The organism is Thermodesulfobacteriota bacterium (genome assembly GCA_030583865.1).
In the GTDB taxonomy this organism is placed as follows: Bacteria; Desulfobacterota; GWC2-55-46; order GWC2-55-46; family GWC2-55-46; genus UBA5799.
The window spans coordinates 2526955-2552597 of sequence record CP129479.1 but is presented as its reverse complement, the minus strand read 5'-3'; the positions used below and the strand labels follow the sequence as shown (position 1 = coordinate 2552597).

Below are 25643 nucleotides of genomic sequence, written 5' to 3'. Positions count from 1 at the left end.
CACCTGCCAGGCAATCCACGCATGGATTTGCCAAATTGCGAAGACTGTCAAGCCGGGCAGTGGGGCTTGGACGGGTTCATTCCGGACAAGCCGTGGTTGAAAAGTCCGGGAAGGGTTTCTTCAACATCCTTATAGAGAGGGCCATAATAGGTGAAAGACCAGTTCGCGATAATCGAGATCGCGCCCGGATCTGTAAGGGGCTGCGTCTTTAGCGCCCCTGGCGAGAGGGCGGCCTCGGCTTCCGAGCATTTTACGCAGGCGGGAGGCAGGAGGGACGCGCTCTCCCGACTTGTATCGGCCCTCCAGAAGGGCCCCGGTGGAGGGGCCTTGAAAGGAGCTCTTTTCCTTAGCTTTTCCCCTGCGCTCTTAAGCATAAGGGTCGTTGAGGTCCCGTTCGAGGACCGCGAAAAGATAAACGGGATACTACCCTTCGAGCTTGCGGGCTCTCTGCCGTCTGACGCGGAGGGGTTCGTATTCGACAACCTGCCGCTCGGAGGCGGCAGGGCAATTGCCGTTGGCATTGAAAAGGCGCTTCTGAAAGAGTGCCTTTCCGAGCTCAACGGGCTTGGCCTGGACCCGCGCTGGGCCGGCCCCGCGGCATTTGCGGCCCCGGCCCTCATGGAAAGGCTCTCGAAGGAGGGCGGGTACGCCGCCCTTGTGACCCCCGAGTTTTTTTCCGTTTCAGAAGGGGGTAGGCTCGTTTTCCTCAATGCCTATAACGGGACAGATTCCCTGAGGCTCAATATCGAGCTATTGGGCTCCGGCGGGGTTACGATAGACAGGGCCTATTCGATAGGGTTCGGCCCCGGTGAGCTCGCGATGCCTGATATGGAAGTACGGGAAGGAGGCCTGCCCGAAGGCATGGAGGGGATGGCGGCAATCTACGCCCTCTCTCTAACGGCAAGGGGGAGGCGGCTTCCGGGGTCTGCCCTGGACTTAAGGCGCGGGGAGTTCGAGTACACGAAGGAGAAAAGCGCCGCAAGAAAAAAGCTGAGGGCAACGCTTTTCCTGTGCGCTCTCATCTCGATTTTGGGAATATCGGACCTCTATATTAGATACCTTGCCGCATCGGACGAGCTAGCTTCCTACAGGAGCGCCCTCAGGTCGGCGTATCTGGGCCTTTTCCCCGGGGAGGGCGGCGCATCTGACGAGCTCTACCAGATGGAAGTGAAGATGAAGCTCATTGACGGCGAGGCCCGCGTCCTCGGAGGCGTGCGGCCCGCCGAGGTAATGAGGAGGCTCGCCGCCACTGCGCCGAAGGGTGCGGGGATAGTCATAAACGAGCTCCATGTCGGGGAGGAGAGGATAAGCGCAAAGGGGGAGGCGGCCTCGTTCGAGGCGGCGAACGGGCTTAAGGACGCGCTCTCGAAGAACGGCGCGTTCAAGGAAGTGCTCCTTACGGACCTCAAGGCAAAGGCCGGCGGAGGGGCAATATTCACACTCTCTATGAAGGAGGGCGGCGAGTGACCGGGACGGCGGATATAGTCATGCGGCTCAGGCAAAGGCCCGCTCTCGCGCTCGCGGTGCTGGTCCTCGTGGCCGCAATGGGCGGCGCGCTTGCCTCTATAGAGAGGTATTCGGCGGTAAAGAGGCAGGCAGCCTTGAAAAAAGAGGAGCTTTCGAGCTTCCGGGCGCTCGAGGCCGCGTATCTCGGAAAAAAGGCCGGGATAGAGGAAGCTTTGAGAAAGGCCCATGCAAAAGTAGACCAGCCGGCCATTGCCGTCATAGAGCGCGCCGCTGATGCGGTCGGTGCAAGGTCTTCGATAGTATCCATAAAGCAGGCCGGAGAGAAAGAAACACTCGGCTACACCGAAGCAGGGATCGAGGTCAAGCTCGAAAGGGTTGACCTGAACCAGCTGGTGAACCTCCTGCATCACCTTGAGAGGGGTGGCGCGCTCGTCGTAACGAGGGAGTTCTCGATGAAGACGAGGTTCGACGCCCCGGAGCTTTATGACGTCGACATGAGACTTTCTCATGTCAGGAAGAAGCCGGGTGCTTAGGTGTCGAGGTGCAAGGCCTTCAAAGGAGTAAGGTGCGAAGACGGAGCTGGACTGGCTCTGCGATAAGACTTATCATGGGACGGTATGGGGACGGTATGGCAGTGAGCGGGAAGTCTGAAGCATGGTCTTCAAGCCCGGTTGATCTCACCGGGAGTTGCGCGCAAGGCTGGTCGAAAGCGGCATACATTCATCTGAAATAAACAAAGCGAGGAGGTTTTATGCAGCGGGGTTATACGATTTGGTTCACGGGGCTTTCAGGCGCGGGCAAGACGACGCTTTCAAACCTCCTTCACCACAAGCTTCAGGAAAACGGCATCACCAATATAGAGATACTTGACGGCGACATCGTAAGGACGCACCTTTCAAAGGGGCTCGGTTTTACCAAGGAGGACAGGGATACGAACATCAGGAGGATAGGCTGGGTAGCGCACCTACTTACGAAGCACAGGGTCCCGAACCTGGTCTCGGCCATCTCGCCATATAGGGAGGTGAGGAGTGAGGTGAGAAAGATGATAGAGCACGCCGGCGGGGCGGGCGCCTTTATCGAGGTCTTTGTGGATTGTCCGGTCGAGGTCTGCGAGGAAAGGGACGTAAAGGGCCTGTACGCGAAAGCACGCAAGGGCGAGATAAAACAGTTCACTGGTATTGACGACCCATATGAGGCCCCTCACAATCCTGAAGTTCATATACGGACGGACCAGCTGACGACCGAAGAGGGAGTAGGGCTTATCCTCAAGCATCTCGCAGGTAAAGGTTTTATTCCAGAGGATTGGCTATCATCCTGTCGTGCGCATGCGGAGTGAGGGGCGGAGATTACTTTGGAGTCCGTGTAAGCTTTCTTTACAGCCGCTGCGGCGTTCAAGGTATAAGGCCTTGAAATTTTTAAAAAAAATCTTGCAAAATACATTGCTCGGCCCCGTGCTTCTGTCAGCTTGTTTTACATATATCCTATGCGGAAGCGCCCTCCTTTTTGTAACGGCTTGAAATTGTTTTAATTTTGGAAGAAAGGACTGATTGGCACGGCGGTTGCTTATTACTAAAAGCTAACGTGGAGTCATCTAAAAGGGGGAAGAACATGCTTGCCAAGATAAAATATTCCATGCTGGCCGTGGCCGCCGTTCTGATGCTGGGGTTCAAGCCGACCGTAAGCCATGCGGTCCCTGCCCTGCAGCTCGATATAGAAGGGGGGAGCTATGATTTCACAACAGAGACTATAGTGGCCAACTCCGACCCCTTCACGCTTTACGCCTTCCTGAGCACAAATAACTATAACCTCTTGAGCGATTCGTTCTATCTCTCGGTCGCTGTCCTGCCGTCGCTCGAGTATGACCCGGCCGGCTTTGACCTGGGGTCTTTCAGCCTCAACGGGACAAGCTACAATGTAACTTCTGACATGTATTACGGGACCCCGCCAGTCGAGGAGTACTATAACACCTTCGACGGAGGCGACCTGGCGCCCCACGGCGTTTTCCCGACCTACTTCTACGAGCACGAGTTCCAGTTCGACGGGAACGACACTACCGCCAGGTACAATACCCAGGACCGGGCTATCACAGGGACAATCGACACTGAAAACGGCCTCATGTATTACGTTTCATTCTCAATCGACACCACCCGGCTTGCCTCCGACTATGTCCTCCACTTCGACCTTTACAACACGAAGGTTAAAAGGGGTGGCGACATCGATATCTCCATGTTTGCCCCGTTCTCGCACGATGCGGAGTCTTCAAGGAAGGTGCCTGAGCCCGGCACCCTCATACTCCTCGGAAGCGGCCTCGTAGGCTTCTATGTGCACGGCCGCATGAGAAAAAAGAGGAGCTGACAGGCTTCAAGTCGCATTAATTTCAGCCTCGGGTAATAATGGAATTACATGATTGTCCCAGGTGCAAAAGCGCCTTCTATACGGCTTTGTATTCAACTTCTGCCAGGTGCCCTTACTGCGGCTTCGAAGGCAAATCCGAGGGGCGGGATAAAAGGAAGGACATAAGGGCAAGGGTGGCCAAGGAGTGCGTCCTCACCGCTGAAAAGGGAAGCATAAGGGCCAAGGTAGTTGACATATGCGAGCGCGGGATAGGCGTCCTCGCAATGGACGATATACCGGTGGGAGATACCTTCAGGGTCGCGGTCGATGATTTTGACCTGCAGGCAAAGGCAATCGTAGTCTGGAAGACCAGCTTTGGAGGGGGGCCTGCTAGGGCCGGGCTGAAATTCGTCTAAAGGGAGGTCGGCGTTTTTTTGCTGGCTCTCCTGCTATAATAAAAAAACCGTCCAGTTTGCTGGACGGTTTTTTTTGTCGGCTTTTCCGGGATTCCGGGGCATTGCTCGCGGGATTTTCTCTCCAGGATAGTCACAAACCCCGGTTCATTCGTTCATTTGAGATTCCCAAGCACCTCTCTTGCCTCTTCCGAGCCCTGAAAATCGCCTTTAAGGCCCAGGGCCTTTTTCAATTCCCTTTCAGCAAGCGCGGCATCCCCTTTCTTATGGTAAGCCATGCCGAGGTGATATCTGATCACGGGATTATCCGGCTCTTTTTCCGCGCTTTCCCTGAGAAGCGAAATGGCCTTCATGTAGACCCCCTTCTTGTAATATATCCAGCCCAGGGTGTCCGACACGTTCGGGTCTTCAGGCGCCAGCGATTTCGCCGTCTCGGCCAGCGATAAGGCTACGTCGATATTCCCCTCCCCCTCGGCATACAGCCATGCCAGGTTATTTGCCGCAGGCACGAACGAAGGGTTTATTTCCAGGGCTTTTTTATAGCTCGCGACCGCCTCTTTTTTCCGACCTTCTTTTTCATGGAGCACCGCCAGCATCATGTGCCCGGAGACGAGGTCCGGGTCCAGACGCACGGCCTCATTGTATTGCCTGACAGCCTCGTCCAGCGAGCCCCTGAGCGCGTACAGGCTTCCCAGGTCCAGGTAAACTGCAATAAGGTCGCTTTTGAGCCGGAGCGTTTTCTTGAAATGGTCTTCCGCTCTGCTTGAATCCTTCGTGAGCATGTAAAGGCGGCCAAGCAGATGGTGCAAGTGGGGGTTGTCCGGATATCTCTCAAGCTCCGAGCCGACCCTGGCCAGGGCCTTGCCCGCGTTCTTTTCGGCAATATGGATCGAGGTTATCATTGATAGCACATTCAGCAGTCTCGGGTCTTTCGCGTACGCGCGTTCGAAAGCGTCAAGCGCTGCCTTGCGCTCGCCGAGGAGCTCAAGCGCCATGCCGAGACGGACATGCCCCCTTGCGTCCGCCGGGGCCGATTTGATGGTTTTTCTGAAAAAGACCGTTGCCTCTTTATACTTCTTCTCTTTTAAGGAAATGTCCCCCATGAGGAGGTTCGCACCAGGGTGGTCGGGGCTCTTCGCGAGGACTTTTTGAGCCTCCTCGGCGGCGAGGCGAAGCTCGTCGGAGCCCAGATAGGCTGCGGCGAGCGCAAGCCTCGCGGCGGAAAGCCCCGGTGCAATCCTGAGTGCCTCGAGGAACTCGGTTTTGGCCGTCTGCGCGTTCCCGTCCGCCTGATACGCGAGCCCAAGAGCGAAATGGGCCTGCGCGGAGAGGGGGTTTGCCTTCAAAGAGGCCTTGAGGTCGCCTATCGCGCCCTGGAAATCCCGCTTGGCAAGTAGGAGCTTGCCCCTTAGAAATAGCCCTTCGTGGTCCCTCGGGCTCTTTTCAAGTATGGATTCGATCTCCTCCCCTGCCTCTTTGAGGGCGCCCGTATCTATCCTCAGGGCCGAAAGCTTTTTCCTCAGGGCCAGGTCGCCGCTCTTCTGTATGCCTTTTTCCAGGACCTCGGCCGCCTCTTCCGGTTTCCTGCCCGAAGCGGCCAGGAAATCCGAAAGCGCGATATAGCCTTTCGGGCTTTCAGGCTTTAGACGAATGGCGGAATTGAAGGTGTTTTCAGCCTCGCCCGGCCTGCCTGTGGCATGGTAAAACGAGCCGAGGGCCAGAAGAGCGTCCTGGCTCTCCATGTTGAGTTCCACCGCCTTTTCCATCTCAGCCTGGGCCTCGTCCCTCTTCCCCTGCCCGAGGTAAATATCTGCCAGGGCGATGCGGGCCTCCAGGGAGCCGGAATCGGCCTCGACTGCCCTCCTCAGTACCGCCTCGGCCCTCCTCAGGTCTTTTCTTGACATGTGGATGGATGCCGCGGCCATGTACGTCTTCATATCGCCAGGCCTCGACGCGATAAGCTCGTCGAGTATCGAGAGCGCCGATGCATGGTCGCCGCCTGCCGCCAGCGCGCCGGAAAGGAGCATCTTCGCCTCGAACCTTTCAGGTTCCGCTCCAAGGACGAGCCGGGCCTTTTCCCTGGCGCCATCGAAATCACGCAAAAGAAGCATGAACTCACCCATTTTAAGCTGCGCGTCCATGAGCCCCGGGTCAAGGTCTGCCGCGGCGCCGAATTCCCTGTACGCGAGCTGCATGTTCTGGGCCCCGCCTGAGGACATGAGGGCCGTCCCAAGAAGATAGCGCGCCTCCGCGCTATCAGGGTTTGCCTTTGAGGCGTTCTTGAATTCAAGGACGGCTTCCCTGTATTTTGCGGCCTCCATGCTCGCCTTTCCCTTCCGCATGTGGTTTTCGAATTTCCTGTCAGCTCCCAGCCCGCAAGACAGGAACGAAAAAGCCAGGATGAGCGGGAAAACAACTCTGAGCGCTGATAGCATCTGAATTCTCCTTGGATGGCGAAATTTAGCCGAAGCTCTCACGGCACCTTGCACGGCTTCACTGTAAAAGTTCCTTACACCGTTTAGGGTGCAGACGTTTAAGTTGCTGAAAAAACAAGAGAACAGGATTGGGCAATCACGTCGATATTGCCCCGAACCTGTCAGGTTGTTTTACATCTTTTCGTAATTGCGATGCAAGGACTCACTAAAGCCCTGAACGCACAAGCTTTTTTTGCCGTGAATGGCCTTGGCACAAATGTTGCTTTGTTGTAATGACATCATAAGTCCTGAAATGGAGCCAATACACATGTTCGCCAAGCTCAAGTATATAGTATTAGCCGTGCTGGCCGCTTCGGTTGTGGCGCTGACGCCTTCCACGAGCCGGGCCCTTCCGGCCCTTCAGCTCGATATCGAGGGAGGCAGCTACGATTACAGCACAAAGACCATCGTAGCAAACGACGATGTTTTCACATTGTATGCATATCTCAATCCGAGCAGATATAATGATATTTCGGATTCGTTTTACCTTTCTATAGCCGTACTGCCGTCACTCGAGTATTCCGATGAGGGTGCGAGCCTGGGCTCGTTCACAATAAACGGAACCACCATAAACGTCACATCGGATATGACATACGGTACCCCGCCAATTGACGAAACATATCTGAACCTGGCTGAGACAAACGATTGGGACACCGGAGACCTGGAACAACACGAGGTCTTTCCGACCTACTTCTACGAGTATGGGTTCTATTTCAATGAAGATGAAATGACTCAGGTATATGACACTATGTACAGGGCCATGGACGGATTCAAGACTTACCTGGACGGCGAAATGTACTACGCGGCGTTCTCTATAGACACGAGGCTTCTGGACCCTGAGTATGTTATACATTTCGACTTTTATAACAGCAAGGTGAAAAAAACCGGCGATGACGTGGACATTACAATGTTCGCCAAATTTTCACATGACGCTGAATCCAGGAGGGTCCCGGAGCCAGGCACCCTCATACTCCTCGGGAGCGGACTTGTCGGAGCCTATCTGCACGGCCGCCTCAGAAGGAAAAAGAGCTGACCCTCTCCGGCACGCAGGGCGTGTCACCTCTCACCCGTAAGCTTTCCGTAGCTCTCAAGATACCACCGGACCGTCTTCCTTATGCCTTCGTCTATGCCGTTTTCCGGCTCATACCCGAGGACCTCCCTGGCCCTTGAAATGGCGGCAAGGGAGTCCCTTACGTCTCCCTTCCTGGGCGGGGCGTAGGTTGGCTCCACCGTTGAGCCCAGCGAGTCGCGTATCTTCCTGAAAAGGTCGTTTATGCTAACCTTGCTCCCGTAGCCCACGTTGAAGTGCATGCCCTCGGCGCCGCCGGCGAAGCATGCCTTTATGTTGGCCTGGTTGCAGTCGTCCACGAAAGTGAAGTCCCTTGACTGCTCGCCGTCGCCGTAGATTACCGGGCTTTTGCCGCGGAGCATCGCGTCCACGAACCTCGGTATAACGGCTGCGTACTGCGAATTCGGATCCTGCCTCCTGCCGTATACGTTGAAGTACCTCAGGGCCACGGTCTCGAGCCCGTATACCCTGTGGAAAGCCTTGCAGTAGTACTCGCCGGTTATCTTCGAGACGGCATAGGGCGAAAGGGGCGAGGGGGCCATCTGTTCCTCCTTCGGGAGCACGGCGGTATCGCCGTAAACCGAGGAGGAAGAGGCGCATACGACCCGTTTGACCTTCGCCGCCCTCGCGGCGTTAAGGACATTGAGCGTCCCCGTGGCGTTCACCTCGTGCGTGGTCGCCGGGTCCTCTATGGAACGGGGCACGGAGCCGAGGGCCGCAAGGTGGATAACGTAATCCATACCCTTCATGGCTGCCTCAAGCGCCGCCATATCGCGTATGTCCCCCCGTATGAAATCCAGCCGGCCCATGATGCCGGAGAGGTTTTCCTCCCTGCCGGTCGCGAGGTTATCGAATACGGTTACGGAATGGCCCTTATCGAGGAGCGTCTCCGAGAGGTTCGAGCCTATGAAGCCCGCGCCGCCTGTTACCATGAACCTGAGCATCAAAGCCCCCTTCCATGCCTATCAGGATTTCGAAAAAGTCCTTCCTGGACTTTTTCAACCACGGCCTGGCCGGAATGAATCCGTCCAGGCCTCACAAATCGCCTGACTTGGATTAGTCTTCGCAATTTGGCAATCCATCGTGGATTGCTTGTCAGGTGTTTTCAACACCTGCTAGGCCTTTATTATATTCCGCCTCTTAAGTCCGGCCATAGCGTTCCTCGTGTCCACCACGAGCCGGCTCTTTTTCGCTATCCACCTGTAATCGTAGCACGAATGGTCGGTCGCTATGAGCACGCAGTCGTACTTGCCGATATTCGCCTCCGTAAGCGGGGTCGAACGCATCCTGAAGTGCCTTCTGTGGCTGACCGCCAGCGGGAGGTACGGGTCGTTATAGTCGACCTCCGCCCCTTTCTCCCTGAGTATCCTGATGAGCTCTAAAGACGGCGACTCCCTCAGGTCGTCCACGTCCTTCTTGTATGCGATGCCGAGGACCAGGAGTTTCGACCCCTTGAGGCTCTTTCCTCGCTCGTTGAGCGCCTCCATTACCCTAGTGACTACGTAGTAGGGCATGTTGGAGTTGATCTCCCCGGCAAGCTCTATGAACCGGGTCGAGAAGTCGTACTCCCTGGCCTTCCAGGTAAGATAAAAGGGGTCTATGGGTATGCAGTGCCCGCCCAGGCCCGGGCCAGGGTAAAAGGCCTGGAAGCCGAAGGGCTTGGTCTTGGAAGCCTCGATTACCTCCCAGATGTTTATATCCATCCTGTGGCAGAGCATCTTCAATTCGTTCACCATAGCGATATTGACGCTCCTGTAGATGTTCTCGAGGAGCTTGGTCATCTCAGCGACCTGGGTGGAGGAGACGGGCACAACCCTGTCGACAATCTTGGAGTACAGGGCAGAGCCGAGCTCAGAGCATTTCGCGGTTATGCCGCCGACTATCTTGGGGGTGGTCTTTATGGTGAAGTCCACCCTGCCGGGGTCCTCCCTTTCGGGCGAAAAGACGAGGAAAAAGTCCTTGCCCGCCCGTAGCCCGCCCGCCTCGAGCATGGGAAGGAGGAGTTCGCTGGTCGTCCCGGGATAGGTAGTAGATTCGAGGGAGACGAGCTGGCCCGGCCTGAGATGTTTGGCTATTTCGGCGCCCGTGGATTCTACATAAGAGAGGTCGGGCTCGCGCTTGTCAGAGAGCGGGGTGGGCACGCATATTATGACGGCGTCCATCCCGGCAAGCTCCGACATGTCGGTCGTGGCCTTGAAAGAGGGATTTCTGCCCTTTACCAGCCTGGATATGAGGCCCGAAGGGAGATGCTTTATATAAGACTTGCCTTTTCTCAAAAGCCGGACCTTTTCAGGGTCGACGTCGAAGCCGGTGACCCTGTACCCCACGTCGCAGAAACGGAGCACTATCGGCAGCCCCACATAGCCCAGCCCGATAATCCCTACGCGGGCCTTCTTGTCTTTTATCAAGCCTGCGAGCTTCGTGAAATTTCGCGACATCAATTGCTCCTTTCAAGCTTCGTAGTAATATTGTATTTCTTTACAAGCTGGTGGAGGGTGGGCCTGCTGAGGCCAAGCTCCTCTGCCGCCTTGCTTATATTGCCGTTGTGCATGGAAATGGCGGTGCAGATGAGCTTTACATCGAGGTTTTCCCTGGCTTTCCTCAAATCGAGGGTCTGCGGCTGCTCCTTTTCCGCAAACCCGAGGTCAGAGGAAGTCACGACCGGACCCTCAGAGAGCGCAAGAGCCCTCCGCACCCTGTTCTCCATCTCCCTCACGTTTCCCGGCCAGTCATACGCGAGGATGGCGTCCAGGGCGTCCCTGCTGAGGAGTTTCGGCTCAGCCGAGGACGGTTCCGAATACTTCCCAAGGAACGTCCTTGCAAGGAGCACCATGTCCTCGCCGCGTTCCCTGAGCGGCGGGACCTCGATGGAGACTACCGCGAGCCTGTAGTAGAGGTCTTCCCTGAACCGGCCTTCCTTTATGAGGGCCGTAAGGTCCCTGTTCGTGGCCGCTATGACCCGCAGGTCCACTTGAACGGGCTCGCCCCCGCCGACCTTCTCTATGCTGTGGTCCTGCAGGAAGCGCAGGAGCTTCACCTGGAGCTGGAGCGGCAATTCTCCTATTTCGTCCAGGAAGAGAGTGCCGCCCTGAGCTAGCTCTATCCTGCCCGCCTTTTTCGCGTGCGCGCCGGTAAAGGCCCCCTTTTCGTGGCCGAAGAGCTCGGTCTCCATGAGGTTTTCGGGTATGGCGCCGCAGTTTATGGCCACAAACGGCATTTTCAAGCGCGAGCTGTGGCTGTGTATCGCGCGGGCGATGATCTCTTTTCCGGTGCCGCTCTCTCCCGTAATGAGCACGGGGACGTCCTTGTCGGCTACTTTTCTTATGGTCGAGAATATCTCCTGCATCCTGCCGCTCGTCCCGGTGACCCCGCCGAAAACATGGGCCGCGGGCTGCGCCTGGAGGGTCTTGTATTCGGCCTCAAGGGTGTGTACGTAATGGGCCCGCCTGAGGGTGTGCTTGAGCTCCTCGAGGTCTATGGGCTTCGTGAAGAAATCGTGCGCGCCCAGGGACACTGCGGAGAGCGCGGCAGAGCGGTCGGGGTTGCCGGTGAGCACTATGACCTTCGAAGCCGGGTCCTGGCCCAGTATGCTTCCGAGAAGGCGGAGCCCCTCGGAGGTTCCCTCGGGGTCCGGGGGAAGGCCCAGGTCCAGCAATATGAGCGGGAATGTCCCGCCCTGGAGGGCCTCCATCGCCTGCTCGCCGTCCCTTGCGAGGCATACGTCGTAGTCCTGCACAAGGGCCCATTTCATCTGGGTCCGGATGTGCTCGTCATCGTCTATTATCAGTAATCTCGGATTTCCCATTTCAATAAAAAAGCCTCAGGCCAGCGTCCGCGCTTCAGTCCCGCCCGGGAAGAGTATCCTGAAGGCGGTACCCGCGCCAGGGGCGCTCTCCACGTCGACGGTCCCGCCGTGGGCCTCGATTATGTTCTTGCACTGGTACAGGCCTATTCCGAAACCGTTCCTTTTCGTCGTCATGAACGGCCTGAAGAGGGATTCCCTTACGAACTCCGGCCGCATGCCGCTCCCCGTATCAGAGACCGTTATGAGTACGCCGCCCTTTACGGGCTCGGAGCTTACGGAGACCTCGCCGCTGCCTTCTATCGAGTCAAACGCGTTCGAGAGGAGGTTCAGGAATACCATTTCCATTACTTCCGGGTCAATCGTAACGACAGGCGCTCTATCGAGACTGATGCTCAATCCGACGTCTTTCTTCTCCGTGAGGGCGAGCTTCCCGATGGCGCCGTTTACGACGGTCCGCAGGTCAGTTTCCCTCGGCCTTATTACCAGACCTTCGCTGGAGGCCGAGAGCCGCTCTATGACGGTCTTCATCCTGCCGACAGTGGCGTCTATGGTGTTGATCGCGTCCTTCTGGAACGAGGGGTCGTTCATGTTGTGCCTGGCGTTCTGGCTGACCAGGGAAAGGGTGTTCGTGAGGTTTTTAAGGTCGTGCATTATGAAAGCCGATGCCTTGCTGAACCCCTCCATCGCCTTAAGGCCCATGACGTCCTGGTCGAGACGTATGTTCTTTATCTGGACCGCCGCCTGCGTGGTCATGGCCTTTAATATGTCGAAGTCGTCCTGACGGTACTTTTCCCCTGAGATATCGCTCCCCAGGAGGGCGAACCCGACCGGCTCTTCGTCAGCGACAAGCGGCGCGCAAAGGACCGCCTCGGGCCAGGCAGCGAGGCTAGGGCCCATATCAGGTATTTCGGATAAAAAGAAGGGGTCTTTATCGGTTTTTATGCGCACCGGGATGGGGTGGGCGTTCCCTATCTGCCCCGGGCCCTTTTCCTGGCCGGGCGCGGTATTCACATATCTGCCGGTGACAGGGTCGAGAAGCCAGAGATGCACGCCCCTGGCGCCGGTCGTCTCTGATATGAGCTCGGTAAGCGTGGATGTTATCTCGCCGATGCTCCTTTTCGAGCTGATTTTCTCGATGGTCTCCATCCACTTGTCCCGGAACTCGTATTTGTGGCTGTAAAAATGCCTGTTTATGAAGAGCTGGACCTTTCTCCTCAGAAAGGACGTGAAAAGGAGGAGCGCAAGGAAGAGGAGCGACACGAAGACGAAGAGCGCGGTGAAGAAAAAGCCGAGCGGGATGTCCAGGTGGCGTATAACCCTTATTACGACACCCATGCCGATAAGGTACAGGCCTACGACGAGGACGGTGAATGAGCCGTATACCACGTACCTCGACACGAATATGTCGACTTCGAGCTGCCTGTGCCTCACTATGAAGACAGCGGTCATGGAAACGGTTATGAGGGTTATGACCGAGGCCAGAACCAGCATCTCCGCGTTTATGGCCGAAAAAAGGAGCGCCTGGCTCGAAAGAAATACATAGAACGCCAACGTCCCGCCCACGCCGAAAATTATGTATTTTATCTGCCATCTCTTCTGCCCGGACGAGGACTTAAGCGTGTTCTCAAGGTGCACGAGATTAAGCACAAGCCCGAGGAGCATGAAGATATATAAGTATTTGCCCGCGGGACCGAGAGAGTACAACGGCGCGGAAAAAAGGGCAGGTGCGCGGTCGGGTTCCGGCGGGAGATACTCTATGAAGCCCGGAGAGCCTGCGAGATAGGCAAAGACCGCGGATACTAAAGTTAACAGAATAAGAGCCGATATCCATTTGGAGAGGATTTCCCTGTGGTTAGCCCTCGCGAATACCAATGAAAAAAGGAGCCAGGACGCCGGGAGCATGGCCTGGCCTATGATATTAAGCCTCGTGCCGGCATACCAGCCCCAACCCGTGGACAGGTGCGCGATTGCGCTCCCGGCCTCGATTACTGCAAGGCAGGCCATGCCCGAAGCGAACCCGATGTTGGCCAGGTGGCGCGGGTTTCTCAAAAGGGTGAAAACGCCCAGCCCGGCGCACACGGCTGCGCTAATGGCCGTTAATATGAACGGCATGGTTATCATGTTTTCAATCGAGCCTCAGGGACAATTCCATGTGACAAAAATTACTGAACAAAAACGCCGGAAATGCTATAAAAAGGTCAAAAGGTGAATGTATGAAGGTTCTTAAATTCATGATAAAAGCCTGCCCGCTCCTCTTGCTCCTCTTCCTCGTTTTGGGCTGCGGAGGAGGGGGCGGCGAAGGCGGCGGGTCGGCTGGCAGCGGAGAAGAGCCGTTCAGGTCCGTCGATGTGGCCTGGGACCCGCCGGATACCCGTCAAAACGGGACGGCCTTGAGCAACGAGGAAATAGGCGGATACAGGGTCCATTACGGAGCGGAGTCCGGGAATTACAATACCATTGTCGATGTAGGGGGGGCGACCAGCCTGACCATCGAGGATATTCCCTCGGACTCCGACATGTATGTCGCGGTAACGATCTATGATACCGAAGGGCTCGAAAGCAATTTTTCCGATGAATTGGTCATTGCGGCCGAGTAGCAGAGGTCATCAGGCATCTTCTTAAATCTCATTTGGCAAAAAAGCCGAGCCGGCCCAAGGAGGCGCGATTTGAAAGTCAAAACCCTCATTTTCTCCGCACTGTTACTGCTTCTCGCATCGGCATGGCCGGATGAGACGCCGGCATTCGAGTACGCGATCGATTTCGAAACAGGCGACACATCGCAGGTCGGCTACGAGCATAACCCGTCGAGGAACTCCATTGTGGCCTCGGACCTCTCCGGAGGCGGAAATTACGCCTTCCGGTGCATGATACCGCAGGGCGCCTCCCAGCAGTACTGCGGGTTTAACGTCGACCTTTCGATGATGCCGTCCCGTGACAACGTCTACATCAGGTACTATGTCAAATTCGAGCCTTCGTGGAAGTTCGCGACGGACAATGTCTATTACAAGTCCCTGATACTCGAGGTGGATGCAGAGAACTACAATGCCGGGGGGAGGATGTTCCTCAATTTGAATTCAGAGAGCGAGAGCGTCGCCAGTTTAAAAGCGCTCATCTACACACTCGACCAGTGGCACGATACCGGAGTGGACATACGGAATGACGGCAGATGGCACTGCATAGAGCTGAGGAGCTACAGGAACTTGGCGTCTCCGTCTAGCGGCAGGGTGCAGGTATGGCATAACGGGACGCTTGTGCTTGACCTCAATCCGTTCAACGCCGGTGACTCGGAGGTAAGCTATATCACATTCGGGTACAGGAACGGGACTGCCCAGAACGACATGTACATGCAATTCGATGAGATAGTGATAGCAGACCACTACATAGGCCCGATAGGGGTGCCCTCCCCGCCCAGGAACATCAGATTGGCGCCATGAGAATGAAATTACCACCGATTTTAACCTTTCTTTTCATCGTTCTTGCATTCTGCACGCACGCTAACGGCGCCATATTCCATTTCGAGGGTTTCGAGTCAGGAGAAAGCGTCCCCGGTTTTTCAGGAAGCAGCTACGGCAGCATCTACGGGAACCCAAGCTATTCCATCCAGGGCGCCGAGAAAGCAAGCGGCAGCTATGCGCTCATGCACAGGTTCGAAGCCGGGCAGAACGGGTCGTATGCGACCATGCTCTTCGGTGACAGTCCTGAGTCCCTCGATTCCAATAACAGCAGCTATCAGGACATCTACATACAATTCAAGCTCAGGTACAGCCCTGGGTACGACTTCAGCGCGGGGAACAACAAGATAGTCATAATCGGCACTCAGGACGACGTGAGGCATGATAATGTCTGCTGCAACCCCTGGGTGGCCAACTATATCACCCTGCACGCCGGGAACTCGGGTAGCTCGGGGTATTTCAACGTGGAAGGCAATAACAAGAAAGCGGCAACCGGGCAGTGGTTTCCTCTTTCTCCCAATATCTCGGGTTACTCCGTTTCAAATCGCTACACGATCGAGACTGGTAGATGGTACACCATGGAAATCCACATCAGCTTGAACGCCGGCTCCCAGCCCACGGGAGTCTTCGAGATGTGGATAGACGGCCAGAAGATATCCTATTACGACCAGGTCCTCTACAGAGTGCCGAAGGAAGGGGATTTCGGCACCAATACGGCATTCGGGATAAACTTCGTGATGCTCTCGCATTACCTTAATTCAGGCGCCCCCCAGGACCAGGCGATGTATTACGACGACATCATCCTGAGCACAAGCTATATCGGTGAAAGGCGCCCGTCAAGCCCCTTAAACCTGCGCCTCATGCTTTCCAGATATTGAACCCGTTCCGCCCTGCCGCGGCAGGGCGCAGGCATTGCCCCCTGAAAAGACCCTGTCGTAAAGCGAGTGCATCTTTTCCACCCGCCTTGTGAAATCAAACTCCTTCCGGATGAACTCAAAGGCGTTTTTTTCGAATTCAGAGCGCATGCGAGGGTCCTTGAGCACTTTGAGTGCGGCCTCCGCGAGCGCGGCGCTTTCTCCCGGCCTGACAAGGATGCCCGTTTTGCCGTTGATGAGGCATTCTGAAGTCCCACCTACGTCAGTGGCAACGTTTGCCTTGCCCATGCACGAGGTCTCAAGCACAACGTTAGGCAGCCCTTCGGTATAGCTTGCAAGCACATGGAGGTCCAGGACGCTTATGTATTCCTTTATATTTTTTACGTGCCCGGTGATTACGAGCCTGCCGTCCAGGTCCGGGAATTCACCTTTAAGCAGCGCGGCATCGGGGCCGTCGCCTATGAGGAGCAAGCGGGCGTTGGGAAAAACTGTGATTATCTTCCTGAACGCATCGCAGAGGACGCGCTGGCCTTTCTCCGGGCTTATGCGGCCTATGGAACCTATGACAGGGAAGATGCCGTCAATCCCGTATTCCCGGATGAGGCCTTCCGATTTGGCAAGCCTCGGATAATCCCCTGAGACTATCGCGTTGTGGATTACGCTTATCTTCGAGTCGGGCACGCCCTTTTCAAGTAGCCGGTCCCTCATGGCCCGGGATACGGCTATGAGGGCGTCCATCCTTTTAGCCGCCTCCAGGGAGAGGCGGTTGTAAACGGCCGCGCTCCTGGTATTCTCGATGTAGCCGTGGAGGGTGGTAACTATTTTTATGCCGCTCATACGGCTTGCAAGGAGACCCAGTATATCGGCCTTGTAGCCGTGGGCGTGTAGAAGGTCGACGTTCCTCTCCCTTATGATCCTCCTCAACTCGAGCGCAGCGGGTATGTATGTAAATAGCTTCGGGAGGTTCGCCCTGTTTTCTGCCAGTTCTATCGCGGTTATGCCGGATTTCCTCAGAAAGGAGACGTAGTCGTTTACCGCGCCGCTCGTGAAAACGGAAACGGATTTGACATACCTGGACCCGTCCTCAAACCTGCATGAGTTATAAATGGTCTTACCAGGGCCGGAGAGCGTACTGGTGTCTATCAGATGCAGTATGTGCCTGGTCATCTCAGAGAGCCGCTATCCCGTTCATCTCCAGCGCCCTGGGCTCAACCCGAGCAGGAAATCAAACAGGGACAGGCTACGCGCGGTTATATAGACCATGTACATGTATATAAAGACCGGGAATTTACGGTCGATCCGGAACTTGTTCCTGTGAAGCCCAGATAATGCGGAGAGGCCGGTTAGTATGAAAAAATAGACTATGAGCGCGCTCGGTTCCATGTAGATGAGGAAAATCGTCGAGAGGGAAAGAATTGCGAGCACGTTCAGGGCCGCCATCATCGCCGGCCTGGATTTCCTGAAATTACTGAAGCTCTGGTAGTCCCCGTACCCGTGCCAGCGCTCTCTTTTGAAGAACTCAAACAGGCTCGCTGGCGCCTCGTTGTGAATCGCATCAAGCCCGTCGAGAGGGGTTATCGAAATTCCCGAATGGGCTGCCCTCTGGCAGAGCTCCGAATCTTCGCCCGAGACTAGGGCCTGGTTGAACCCGCCCAAAGACGTGAATACGTCCTTTCTGATTATCATGTGTCCGCTGTTGATATAGTTCGCCTGGGCCGCACCTTTCCCGATGGAAAACCATTGTCTTATCGAATATGAGGCGGAATCGTCAGATTTGACGCGTGAACCTGTGACCGTAAGCGGCTTTTCTTCCAGAAACCTGATTAGTGCCGGAAGCCTCGACGACCAGCCTGGCGTCAGGGACACGTCTGCATCGATAAAGACAAGCACCTCTCCCTTCGCCGCTTCTGCGCCGGTATTCCTTAGCGCTCCGACCGTGAGCCCTGGATGGGAAAGGAACCTGGCCCCCTTCGCAAGGCATATCTCGCGGGTCCGGTCGGTAGACCCGTTGTCGACCACGATAATTTCGTAATCCGATACGGCAGTGAGCTTCCCGCCGGGCTTAAGACAGCCCTCGATAGAGTCGATGGACCTGCCGATGTTCCTCTCCTCGTTCAAGGCCGGGACTATGAAGCTGATAAAGGCGCGGACTGGCTCGGGCATGGCGCTCAACCCCTTGCGCGAGCGCTGCCCCGAGAATCCATCAGGGACATGTACAGCTCCTCGTAAGAGCGTATCATCCTGGAAACTGTGAACCGGCGCTCGTAATCCTTTCTGGCCTCCGCGCCCATCTTCTGCCGGAGCGCCGGTTCCCCTATGAGCCTCTCAAGCGCGCTTTGCATTTCGAGTGGGGCGCCTTTTTTCACGAGCAGGCCCGTGCGGCCGTGCTCGATTATCCTCGGGTTGTCGCTGACATCGGTCGCCACGATGGGTTTTCCGGCGCACATCGCCTCGAGGAGCGCTACAGGCATCGCCTCCCAGCGGGAAGGCATGAAAAAGATATCGAATGACGGAAGGGCCCGCGACGCGGCGTTCTCAAGATAGCCTTGGAAGTGGACCGTGTCCGCGAGCTGGAGCCGGCCTCGTTCTGCAATAAGAGATTCGTGCATCGGCCCGCCGCCAATCACGACAAACTTCGCCCTTGCCCCGGCTTTCTTGAGGCAGAGCGCGACCTGGAGGAGCTCGATATAGCCCTTCTGCTCGATAAGGTTCCCTATGCTGCCGATTATCAGGCTGCCCGGAGGAAATGGGATGTCTATACGGCCGGGTGGTACCGGCGCGACCCCGTTCCATATGGTCCTGATGCGCGCATCCTGAATGCCGTAGGCCTCCCTTAACCGTTCCCTCTGGAAGTCCGCGACCGCAACCAGGGAGTCTGTTCCGCGGCTGAAGAATTTTTCAAAGCGCATATATTTCTTGTTATAGAACGGGTAGTTGCCGAAATGGAAAGTATGCGCGGTCTTAATGCCAGGACAGAGTAGCCTGCAGATCGAGGAGTCCATCAGGGAATGGGTGCAATGGCTGTGGACTATGTCGACCTTCTTTCTGCGGATGGTCCGCAAGAGGTCGTAGAAGGTCATATACCTTGAAATGGACCTCTTCGGAGCTGTCGGTCCTATGACCTCGTATCCGTCGCATTCAAGCTCCTCACCGACCTTACCCTTGAATTTGAGGAAACTCGCGGAAACATTGAAAAGCCCCCTGTCAAGGTGTCTGCAAAGATTCGCGATTACCGTCTCAGAGCCGCCGTAATGAAGAGACGAATTTAAGATCAGCAGGTTTATTTTACTTTTCGTATTCTGCACGCAGCTGGCAGGGGTGTTTTCTGTTGAGGCGTTACGTGAGAAGCTACTGCTCTTTTCTGAAGACAAAGAGGTTCCCGAAGGCCGGGCCTGGGGCCTTTATCCGGCGGAACCATACGTTGTTGAAGCCGTGTATCAGCCGTCTTACAGGCCTTGATTCGAACCTGTTATAGAGTTCTGTGAACTGGCCTGCGCAACGGCTCTCCAGGGCGCATCCGTTCCTTTTGAATTCCGAAACGAGCCATGCGCAATCTGCATGCCTCGTAAGCATCTGGCCCTTCTCCCCCGAGCTCCAGTGTTCCATTCCGCTCTTGCGCCTGCTTATTTCGCAGCGTTCCTTTTTGGCCAGCTTCTTCAGCCACCCGAGGGCGAGTGATTGAAGGGAATGCATGTTGCCCTCGCTTATTATGATGAGCCCGCCCTTTTTAACGACTCGCGAAAGCTCGGCAATCGCCTTTTCTACCTCGGGTATGTGCATCAGCACACCCCAGCATAATGCCGAGTCGAATCTGCCGTCTTCAAACGACATCGAAAGCAGGTCCTCCTGGCAGAGCTTGATCCTGCGGCCTGCGTCAAGGTCCCAAAGGTGCTTTCTCGCCATCTTGAGCGCGGCATCTGAAAAATCGACCGCGCATACCGAAAAACCTCGCCTTGCCAGGCGGACCGTGTGCGCGCAGGAGCCGCAGCCCGCATCCAGAATGACCGCATCCTTCCCCTTTGGCAGGATTTCAGCGAGCCTGTCAAAGACCAGCTCGTAGAAGCGCTCGTTTTCGCTATTTCTGAAGTGCGCCCTCCATTGGTCATGGATCTGCCTGCCGGACAGGAAGGTCTTTACGCTTTTTACATGTTCTTTCTTTGGTTTGTTCATTCGAGCTCCCGGTGCGCCTGGCTATTGGTTCAGCTTTCTGATCTCCCTGGCAGGATTGCCGCCCGCGATGCAGTCCGGGGGAATATCCCTGGTCACGACCGAGCCTGCGCCGATTATGGCCCCGTCGCCTATCACCACGCCCTTAAGGATGGTGACCGAGCGTCCGATCCACACGTCGTTCCCGATGATGATAGGCCTTATCGCCTCCTTTGGGAAAGGCTGCGTGCGGCGTGCGACCTTGTCGACGGGATGTCCGTCCGAGTCGGTAATTGAGACAAGGCTGCCGATCCTTACGTTGTCGCCTATGGCGATGCTTTGCGCTATGTTCAGGTTTAAAAGGTGTCCAAGCGAGCAATTGCTGCCGATCTTGAGATCGGGTCGTTCAAAATACCTGTTTGAGAAGTAAATGTTGACCTTCCCGTTAAGGCGGTTATTGTCGCCGAGCCGGATAGCGCCGCTCCCGAGAAGATATGGCAGGAAATGCCCCATTTGCAGGTTCCTGCCGCATTCCTCGCATTGCGAGCGGAAGACCGGTTCGAGCCAGAGGACCTTCGCTAGCCACCAGAGCGCGGCAGAGCACATCCTTAAGGCGGCGTACATGGCCCTGTAAAGGAAAAGAGGCAGCGGCATGCGAGCCCCTTTCATGAAATAATATGTCCTGTTCAAAAAGGCGTAGAACAGGTTTTCCTTTTTCATTATCTTCGTTTTTATGCTCATTTTTATAGTTCACGCAGTCAGGTGTCTTATGCCGCGGCCCGACCAGCAAGAACCCGGAATCGCGCTCAGGCGTGTCGATAAGACGGCGCTCTGCGCTGTCTGTCCTTAAAGGGCTTTATGCCGGTTCGACCCGGCTCGACAGCTGGTTGAGCGGCCCCCTTTAATGCAGTCCTCGCATTTATGACATGGCTCGTGCCGAGGGTCAATGCCGAAAGTATGTAGATATGCGGGTAGTTTATCCCTCCGAGGAAGAACCCCCCGACAGAGTACGCTATTATACTCATGTTAAGGCATACCGGCCAATAATAGTTCATGCCGAGCGATTGGTCCCCCTTGAGTATCGAGGCTGACCTGCCGTTCTGGCGTATGTTTATGATGATGATAGAGACGATCAGTATAAGGCCCGGGAAACCATATTCGCCGAGCACGACGAAGTAGATGCTGTGAGCGGAAATCCACCTGTTCGAAATCGCCTCGGCGGGCCTGTAGAAACGTCCATATGCGGAGTTGAAACTCCCGGCGCCTACGCCAAGCGGGTTCTCGGAAGCCATGTTGATGGCCGCCTTCCATGCGCCTATCCTGCCCATGGCCGAGCTGTCCGAGGAATACTGGACGATTGTTTCCATTCTTTCAAAGTACTTGGGAGGAGCGAAGAAAAAGACCCCCGCGGCGATGAATACGCTGGCGGCCACGCCTAAAGCTCTGTTTTTCGATTTCAGTATTAAATAGAGGATGGAGATCGAAAAAGCGAGAGTGGCCCCTCTCGACAGGGTCCCGAATATTCCGACCGATATGACAGCCGAGCAAAGGAAGAAAAACCCCTTTTTCAGAATGCTGGTATTTTTTACTATAGCGTAGACCGCGAACGGGAGGACGATATTGAGGCCCCAGCCGAAATCATTGCCATCCCCCAGGAAATAGCCGGCGTTAAAGCTTTCCGTCCTCGTCTCGGAAAAAAAGTTTTTGAAGTTTATGAGAACAAGGCAAAGGTGGATTGAAAGCAGGAACAGGCCCAGCGCTTCCAGCCGCTTCTGCTCCCTGACAAGGAAATAGCCGGACGCGAAGAGCATGAAATATCCGATCTGGGCCTTCAGATTATTGAAACCGTACAGTCTTACCAGGCCGTAAAAGACAGAGAAAAGGGTTAAGCTCATAAAGACGAGGAAAAGCCGGGTCTGGCCCTTCTCAAAAAAGTCCTGAACGCCCCTGTTCCCGCCCTTGATGAAGAGGTATACAAAAACCATTGCCGAGACGATAAGCGAATAATGCAGGTGCTTCAAGGCCGGAAGGTGATTGCCCAGGCCGAAGTACTCGACGGCCAATATCGACAGGTATCCTATAAAAGCCAGTTTCATGGAATCTATTTGAATTCTAATGGGTGCCGCAAAAGCCGCATAATCTCAGGCCAGGACCTCTCTGTATATCGCCTCAATCCCCCTGATGTTCCCCGAAATATGGAATTTCTCCATAAGTCTTTCCCTCCCGGCCCTGCCCATACGGGCCGCCTGCTCCGGGGAGCCGAGTAGTGATAAAATCGATTGTGCCAGCGGCTCAGGCTCGCCCGGGGGCACTGTATAGCCGGTTAGACCGTGCACGATTATCTCAGGTCCGGCGCCGAGCGTAGTGGATATGACCGGCTTGGAAAGCGCCATGCCTTCGAGGTTTACCCTCCCAAACGGCTCGGGCTCTATCGAGGCGTGGACGACGAGGTCTAGCGCATTTACGATGGAAGCCACGTCGCTCCGCTGGCCCGTAAAGACCACGCTCGAGCCCAGACCCTCCTCCCGTACGGTCCGCAGCAGGCTTTCATAATACGCGCTGTCGCTTGCGCGGTCGGATAATCCGCCTATGATGAGGCATCTGGCGTCCGGATATTTTTTGAGAACCGTTTTCATGGCGAGGATTACAGTCTTCTGCCCCTTCCATTCCTTTATGTTCCCGATAATCCCTATTACCAGGGAACCAGGCCCGATCCCGAATTCGGACAGGACTTCCTGTCTGCCGCGGCTCACCCTGGCGCTGAATGCATACGGGTCGAGCCCGTCGTATATCATCCTGAGCTGAGTCTGCGGAAAGCCATGCTTCTTGAGATTGGCGAGTACGGCCCCGGATATGCAGATGACGGCCCTTAAAAACCTGCCCCAGGACCTGGTCAGTGGAGGGAAAAAGGTGTTTATACCCCTTTCGTGGGCTATGATCCTCGCCTTTGTAAAAAGTGAAGCCAGGATCCAATGCTCTGAAAGCACGAGCGTGTTATTGAGGTGCACAAGGTCGGCCCGCTCTCTTACGATGACCTTCCAGCTCGACAGGGCGGGCAAGATGAAAGTTATCATGTAATTGAGCGCTTTCTGGATAACCAGTAAGGGCCCGGATGCGAGACCGGAAAGAGAATCGCGAGCGTCCTTACTCCGCCTCGAAAGGAGGTTCAGGGCGCGCCGCTTCTTCAATATTATCACCTTGCACCCCGCTTCGCGGAATTCAGGCACGAGCATGTTGTCGTTGTAAAATACCACTGTCGGGTTGTAGGCGGTCCTGTCCAGCCGCTTAATTATGTCAAGCAGGCAGAAATGCGACCCGCCCACGGTCCCGTCGGAGCTGCTCTCCACGTATAGTATGTTCTTCCTCGCCATCGGCCCCTCTCCTCAGGAATTGAGGAATCTCCCTCTGAAAAGATTCCTCAGGTCCCTCGCGTTCAGCGCCGCGTAGGTGCAGATACCTATCGCGATCCCGAGGGCCAGGGTATATATGTCGGCATCGTGAATAATCCTCCTGTAGAGCAACAGGACCAGTATCATGACGAGCGTTGAAAAAAGTACGTTGGACAGTATCTTAAATATCTTCATGACCTCGAGGCCGAGCGTCCTGGCAAAAACGAATGTAATGGCACCGAACTGGAGCGCAAGCGGAAGGGTAACGGCTATGGCGGCGCCGTACAGCCCTAGCCAGGCCGTCAAGGGGTAGATCAAAAAAGTGATAAGGACAAGCCGCGCCGCGTTGAAGTAAAATGGGATGCTCGGCTTCCCGATCGCGTTGAAGATATACCCGTTCAGCGACATTATCGCCATTATGCAGCCGTAGACGCACAATATGCGGAGCGGGCCGGCCGAATATGCCCACCGCTCCCCGTATAGCACGCTCACTATCTCCAATGACAGCACGGCCAGCCCCGCGCCGGCCGGTATGGATATGCTCGCGACGAGCTTGAGCACCTTGAGGTATGCTTCGCGGAGCGCATGGGGGTCGTCCTGCAGCTTGCTGTACGACGGGAACATGACCCTGGAAGTGACCTTGGAGATATGCGTGGTCGGCAGATTGGCGAGCGTGAACGCGATCACATAGAAACCGAGCATCTCCATGCCGAGCACCTTGCCTATTATCAGGTTGTCCAGTTCGGCGGCCAGGAAGACTACTATCGAAAGCCCGGTTATGTATTTGCCGTAGGCGAAGAGCTCCCGCGCAACCGGCAAGTTGAACCTTATTCCGGGGCGCCCGGGTATGATGGCGTAAGTCAGGATGGAATCTACAGCCGCCACCGCGACATATCCGATAACGAGCGACCAGATGTTCCCGAGGTAATAGGCAAGCCCCACCAGTATAATGAACGCGGAGGCCGCCCTGGCCTGCTCGAGAACAGCTATTCTCCTGAAGTCGAGCTCCTTCTGGAAGGCTATGATGTTTATATTCTGTGTCCCGTGGAAAAAGAGTATCAGCGCAGTTACCTTGATTAGGTCTTCGAGAAGGAGGTTGTCGTAATATGCCGCGATGAGAGGAGAGAGAAAAAAGACGGAAATAGCCAGCACGCACCCTCTTATAAACGACATTGTAAAAGCCGTGTCTCTCGACGCCTCGAAATTGTCCTTGCGATGGATGAGCGCCGCCCCGAAGCCTGTCTCCGTAAATATCTCGGCCGCTTTTACTACTATCAGGCAGATGCTCATAAGGCCGAATACCTCCGGGGCCAGCAGGCGCGCCAGTATGATCGTCCTTATAAAGCCCAGGGAGTTTATGATTATGCTGTTGAAGCCGACGAGGACCCCTGAGCGGACGGTCTTTTTCCGCAGCGTGCCGTCATGGCTGCTGAGGAACTCAGAGAGCGCCTTTAATCTACCTACGATCTGCATTACCTTGATGCGCTAACCATTATCATTGGCTTAAGGGATGGGACGAAACCGGTCAGCAGGCGCATCATTTTCGAATTATACCTGCCCCTGAAAAAGACGCCGTTCACCTTGAATCCAACACTTTCCAGCAGGGAAGCGACCTCCGCTGCCGTGTAGAGCCGCACGTGCCCCATGTGCCCGATCTCTTCAAGCTTGGCGTATTCCTTGAAGGGGTCCGCCCCAGTCCTGTCCCTGACCAGCAGGTCGTACATTCCCGTGAGAGACTTGAGGTTGGGTGTGGTGAAAAGGAACGAGCCGCCGGGCTTTAAGACCCTGTAGGCTTCCGAGAGCGTAAAAACCGGGTTTATCCTCAGGTGCTCGAATATCTCGAAAAAAATGACGGAGTCGAAGCTCCGGTCCTCGTAGGGCAGGGCATTGCGCTCGATATCGCACGCGTCGACGGTTATCCCCGAGCCCTCGATGGTCTTCCTGAACCTTTCCGGGTGGATATCCACCCCGCGCACGTCGTATCCGAGCCGGCGGAGCGCTATCGTCGTAATGAAAGGCATCGAGCCCAGTTCGAGTATCCTTTGATCCCTTCCCAGAAGACGGCTTATTATGTCAAGGTCGCAGGCAATCCGGCTACGCTGCTGTCTTGCATAGTCTCCGAACCAGTCCTGGAGCTCTTCCCCGGACAAGCTGATTTCCCTGACTATCTCGCCGTAAAGGTGAAGGCTCTCGCTACTCGGATCGTCCGAGACGCGCAT

At 55.6% G+C, this 25643-nt stretch carries 23 protein-coding genes; 9 read left to right on the top strand and 14 right to left on the bottom strand.

The window, feature by feature from the left end; all coding sequences use genetic code 11:
- The first annotated feature begins 150 nt into the window (after window positions 1-150).
- The 5 genes from gspL (at window position 151) to QY316_12155 (ending at window position 4217) form a co-directional block, all read left to right on the top strand.
- Window positions 151-1467: a type II secretion system protein GspL gene (gspL, locus tag QY316_12175; protein ID WKZ32653.1), complete on the top strand. Its 1317-nt coding sequence runs from the start codon at window positions 151-153 to the stop codon at window positions 1465-1467.
- Window positions 1464-2000, top strand: coding sequence for a hypothetical protein (locus QY316_12170; GenBank protein ID WKZ32652.1), 537 nt, complete (start codon window positions 1464-1466; stop codon window positions 1998-2000). The genes gspL and QY316_12170 overlap by 4 nt, the downstream gene beginning before the upstream one ends.
- A 218-nt stretch (window positions 2001-2218) precedes the next feature.
- On the top strand, window positions 2219-2803 hold the full coding sequence (gene cysC / locus QY316_12165; GenBank protein ID WKZ32651.1) for an adenylyl-sulfate kinase: 585 nt from the start codon (window positions 2219-2221) through the stop codon (window positions 2801-2803).
- 272 nt (window positions 2804-3075) lie between these two features.
- Window positions 3076-3822 (top strand): choice-of-anchor N protein, encoded by a 747-nt coding sequence (locus tag QY316_12160; protein WKZ32650.1) that lies wholly within the window; start codon window positions 3076-3078, stop codon window positions 3820-3822.
- Between the two features lie 86 nt (window positions 3823-3908).
- Window positions 3909-4217 carry a PilZ domain-containing protein gene (locus QY316_12155; protein WKZ32649.1) on the top strand — a complete coding sequence of 103 codons (309 nt, stop codon included), beginning with the start codon at window positions 3909-3911 and terminating at the stop codon, window positions 4215-4217.
- Between the two features lie 152 nt (window positions 4218-4369).
- Here QY316_12155 and QY316_12150 read toward each other — a convergent pair whose 3' ends face one another.
- Window positions 4370-6649 carry a tetratricopeptide repeat protein gene (locus QY316_12150; GenBank protein WKZ32648.1) on the bottom strand — a complete coding sequence of 760 codons (2280 nt, stop codon included), beginning with the start codon at window positions 6647-6649 and terminating at the stop codon, window positions 4370-4372.
- A gap of 307 nt (window positions 6650-6956) precedes the next feature.
- On the opposite strand from QY316_12150, the gene QY316_12145 reads away from it, so the two are divergent.
- The gene (locus QY316_12145; protein WKZ32647.1) at window positions 6957-7721 is read left to right on the top strand and encodes a choice-of-anchor N protein; all 765 of its coding nucleotides are present in this window, start codon (window positions 6957-6959) and stop codon (window positions 7719-7721) included.
- Window positions 7722-7744: 23 nt separating this feature from the next.
- Here QY316_12145 and QY316_12140 read toward each other — a convergent pair whose 3' ends face one another.
- The 4 genes from QY316_12140 to prsK all read right to left on the bottom strand — a co-directional run bounded on the left by QY316_12140 (window position 7745) and on the right by prsK (window position 13683).
- The gene (locus tag QY316_12140; protein WKZ32646.1) at window positions 7745-8701 is read right to left on the bottom strand and encodes an SDR family oxidoreductase; all 957 of its coding nucleotides are present in this window, start codon (window positions 8699-8701) and stop codon (window positions 7745-7747) included.
- A gap of 171 nt (window positions 8702-8872) precedes the next feature.
- Window positions 8873-10195 carry a nucleotide sugar dehydrogenase gene (locus QY316_12135; GenBank protein ID WKZ32645.1) on the bottom strand — a complete coding sequence of 441 codons (1323 nt, stop codon included), beginning with the start codon at window positions 10193-10195 and terminating at the stop codon, window positions 8873-8875.
- Window positions 10195-11562, bottom strand: a complete 1368-nt coding sequence (gene prsR, locus QY316_12130) for a PEP-CTERM-box response regulator transcription factor (GenBank protein ID WKZ32644.1) — start codon at window positions 11560-11562, stop codon at window positions 10195-10197. The genes QY316_12135 and prsR overlap by 1 nt, the downstream gene beginning before the upstream one ends.
- Before the next feature lie 15 nt (window positions 11563-11577).
- On the bottom strand, window positions 11578-13683 hold the full coding sequence (gene prsK, locus QY316_12125; GenBank protein WKZ32643.1) for a PEP-CTERM system histidine kinase PrsK: 2106 nt from the start codon (window positions 13681-13683) through the stop codon (window positions 11578-11580).
- Between the two features lie 92 nt (window positions 13684-13775).
- On the opposite strand from prsK, the gene QY316_12120 reads away from it, so the two are divergent.
- The 3 genes from QY316_12120 (at window position 13776) to QY316_12110 (ending at window position 15892) form a co-directional block, all read left to right on the top strand.
- On the top strand, window positions 13776-14159 hold the full coding sequence (locus tag QY316_12120) for a hypothetical protein (GenBank protein ID WKZ32642.1): 384 nt from the start codon (window positions 13776-13778) through the stop codon (window positions 14157-14159).
- A gap of 69 nt (window positions 14160-14228) precedes the next feature.
- Window positions 14229-14996, top strand: coding sequence for a hypothetical protein (locus QY316_12115; GenBank protein ID WKZ32641.1), 768 nt, complete (start codon window positions 14229-14231; stop codon window positions 14994-14996).
- Between the two features lie 2 nt (window positions 14997-14998).
- Window positions 14999-15892: a heparin lyase I family protein gene (locus tag QY316_12110; GenBank protein ID WKZ32640.1), complete on the top strand. Its 894-nt coding sequence runs from the start codon at window positions 14999-15001 to the stop codon at window positions 15890-15892.
- Here the strand turns inward: QY316_12110 and QY316_12105 are convergent.
- From QY316_12105 to QY316_12065, 9 genes are all read right to left on the bottom strand, one after another.
- Window positions 15860-17056, bottom strand: coding sequence for a glycosyltransferase (locus QY316_12105; GenBank protein ID WKZ32639.1), 1197 nt, complete (start codon window positions 17054-17056; stop codon window positions 15860-15862). The genes QY316_12110 and QY316_12105 overlap by 33 nt on opposite strands.
- Before the next feature lie 21 nt (window positions 17057-17077).
- On the bottom strand, window positions 17078-18052 hold the full coding sequence (locus QY316_12100; GenBank protein ID WKZ32638.1) for a glycosyltransferase: 975 nt from the start codon (window positions 18050-18052) through the stop codon (window positions 17078-17080).
- A gap of 5 nt (window positions 18053-18057) precedes the next feature.
- Window positions 18058-19194 (bottom strand): glycosyltransferase family 4 protein, encoded by a 1137-nt coding sequence (locus QY316_12095; GenBank protein WKZ32637.1) that lies wholly within the window; start codon window positions 19192-19194, stop codon window positions 18058-18060.
- 43 nt (window positions 19195-19237) lie between these two features.
- A complete protein-coding gene (locus tag QY316_12090; GenBank protein ID WKZ32636.1) occupies window positions 19238-20059 on the bottom strand; it encodes a class I SAM-dependent methyltransferase in 822 nt (273 codons plus the stop codon).
- A gap of 21 nt (window positions 20060-20080) precedes the next feature.
- A complete protein-coding gene (locus QY316_12085) occupies window positions 20081-20689 on the bottom strand; it encodes an acyltransferase (protein WKZ32635.1) in 609 nt (202 codons plus the stop codon).
- Between the two features lie 152 nt (window positions 20690-20841).
- Window positions 20842-22131 carry an O-antigen ligase family protein gene (locus tag QY316_12080; GenBank protein WKZ32634.1) on the bottom strand — a complete coding sequence of 430 codons (1290 nt, stop codon included), beginning with the start codon at window positions 22129-22131 and terminating at the stop codon, window positions 20842-20844.
- A 45-nt stretch (window positions 22132-22176) separates the two neighbouring features.
- Window positions 22177-23406 carry a glycosyltransferase family 4 protein gene (locus QY316_12075; protein WKZ32633.1) on the bottom strand — a complete coding sequence of 410 codons (1230 nt, stop codon included), beginning with the start codon at window positions 23404-23406 and terminating at the stop codon, window positions 22177-22179.
- A 12-nt stretch (window positions 23407-23418) separates the two neighbouring features.
- Window positions 23419-24897 carry a lipopolysaccharide biosynthesis protein gene (locus QY316_12070; protein WKZ32632.1) on the bottom strand — a complete coding sequence of 493 codons (1479 nt, stop codon included), beginning with the start codon at window positions 24895-24897 and terminating at the stop codon, window positions 23419-23421.
- Window positions 24897-25643 carry a class I SAM-dependent methyltransferase gene (locus tag QY316_12065; protein WKZ32631.1) on the bottom strand — a complete coding sequence of 249 codons (747 nt, stop codon included), beginning with the start codon at window positions 25641-25643 and terminating at the stop codon, window positions 24897-24899. The genes QY316_12070 and QY316_12065 overlap by 1 nt, the downstream gene beginning before the upstream one ends.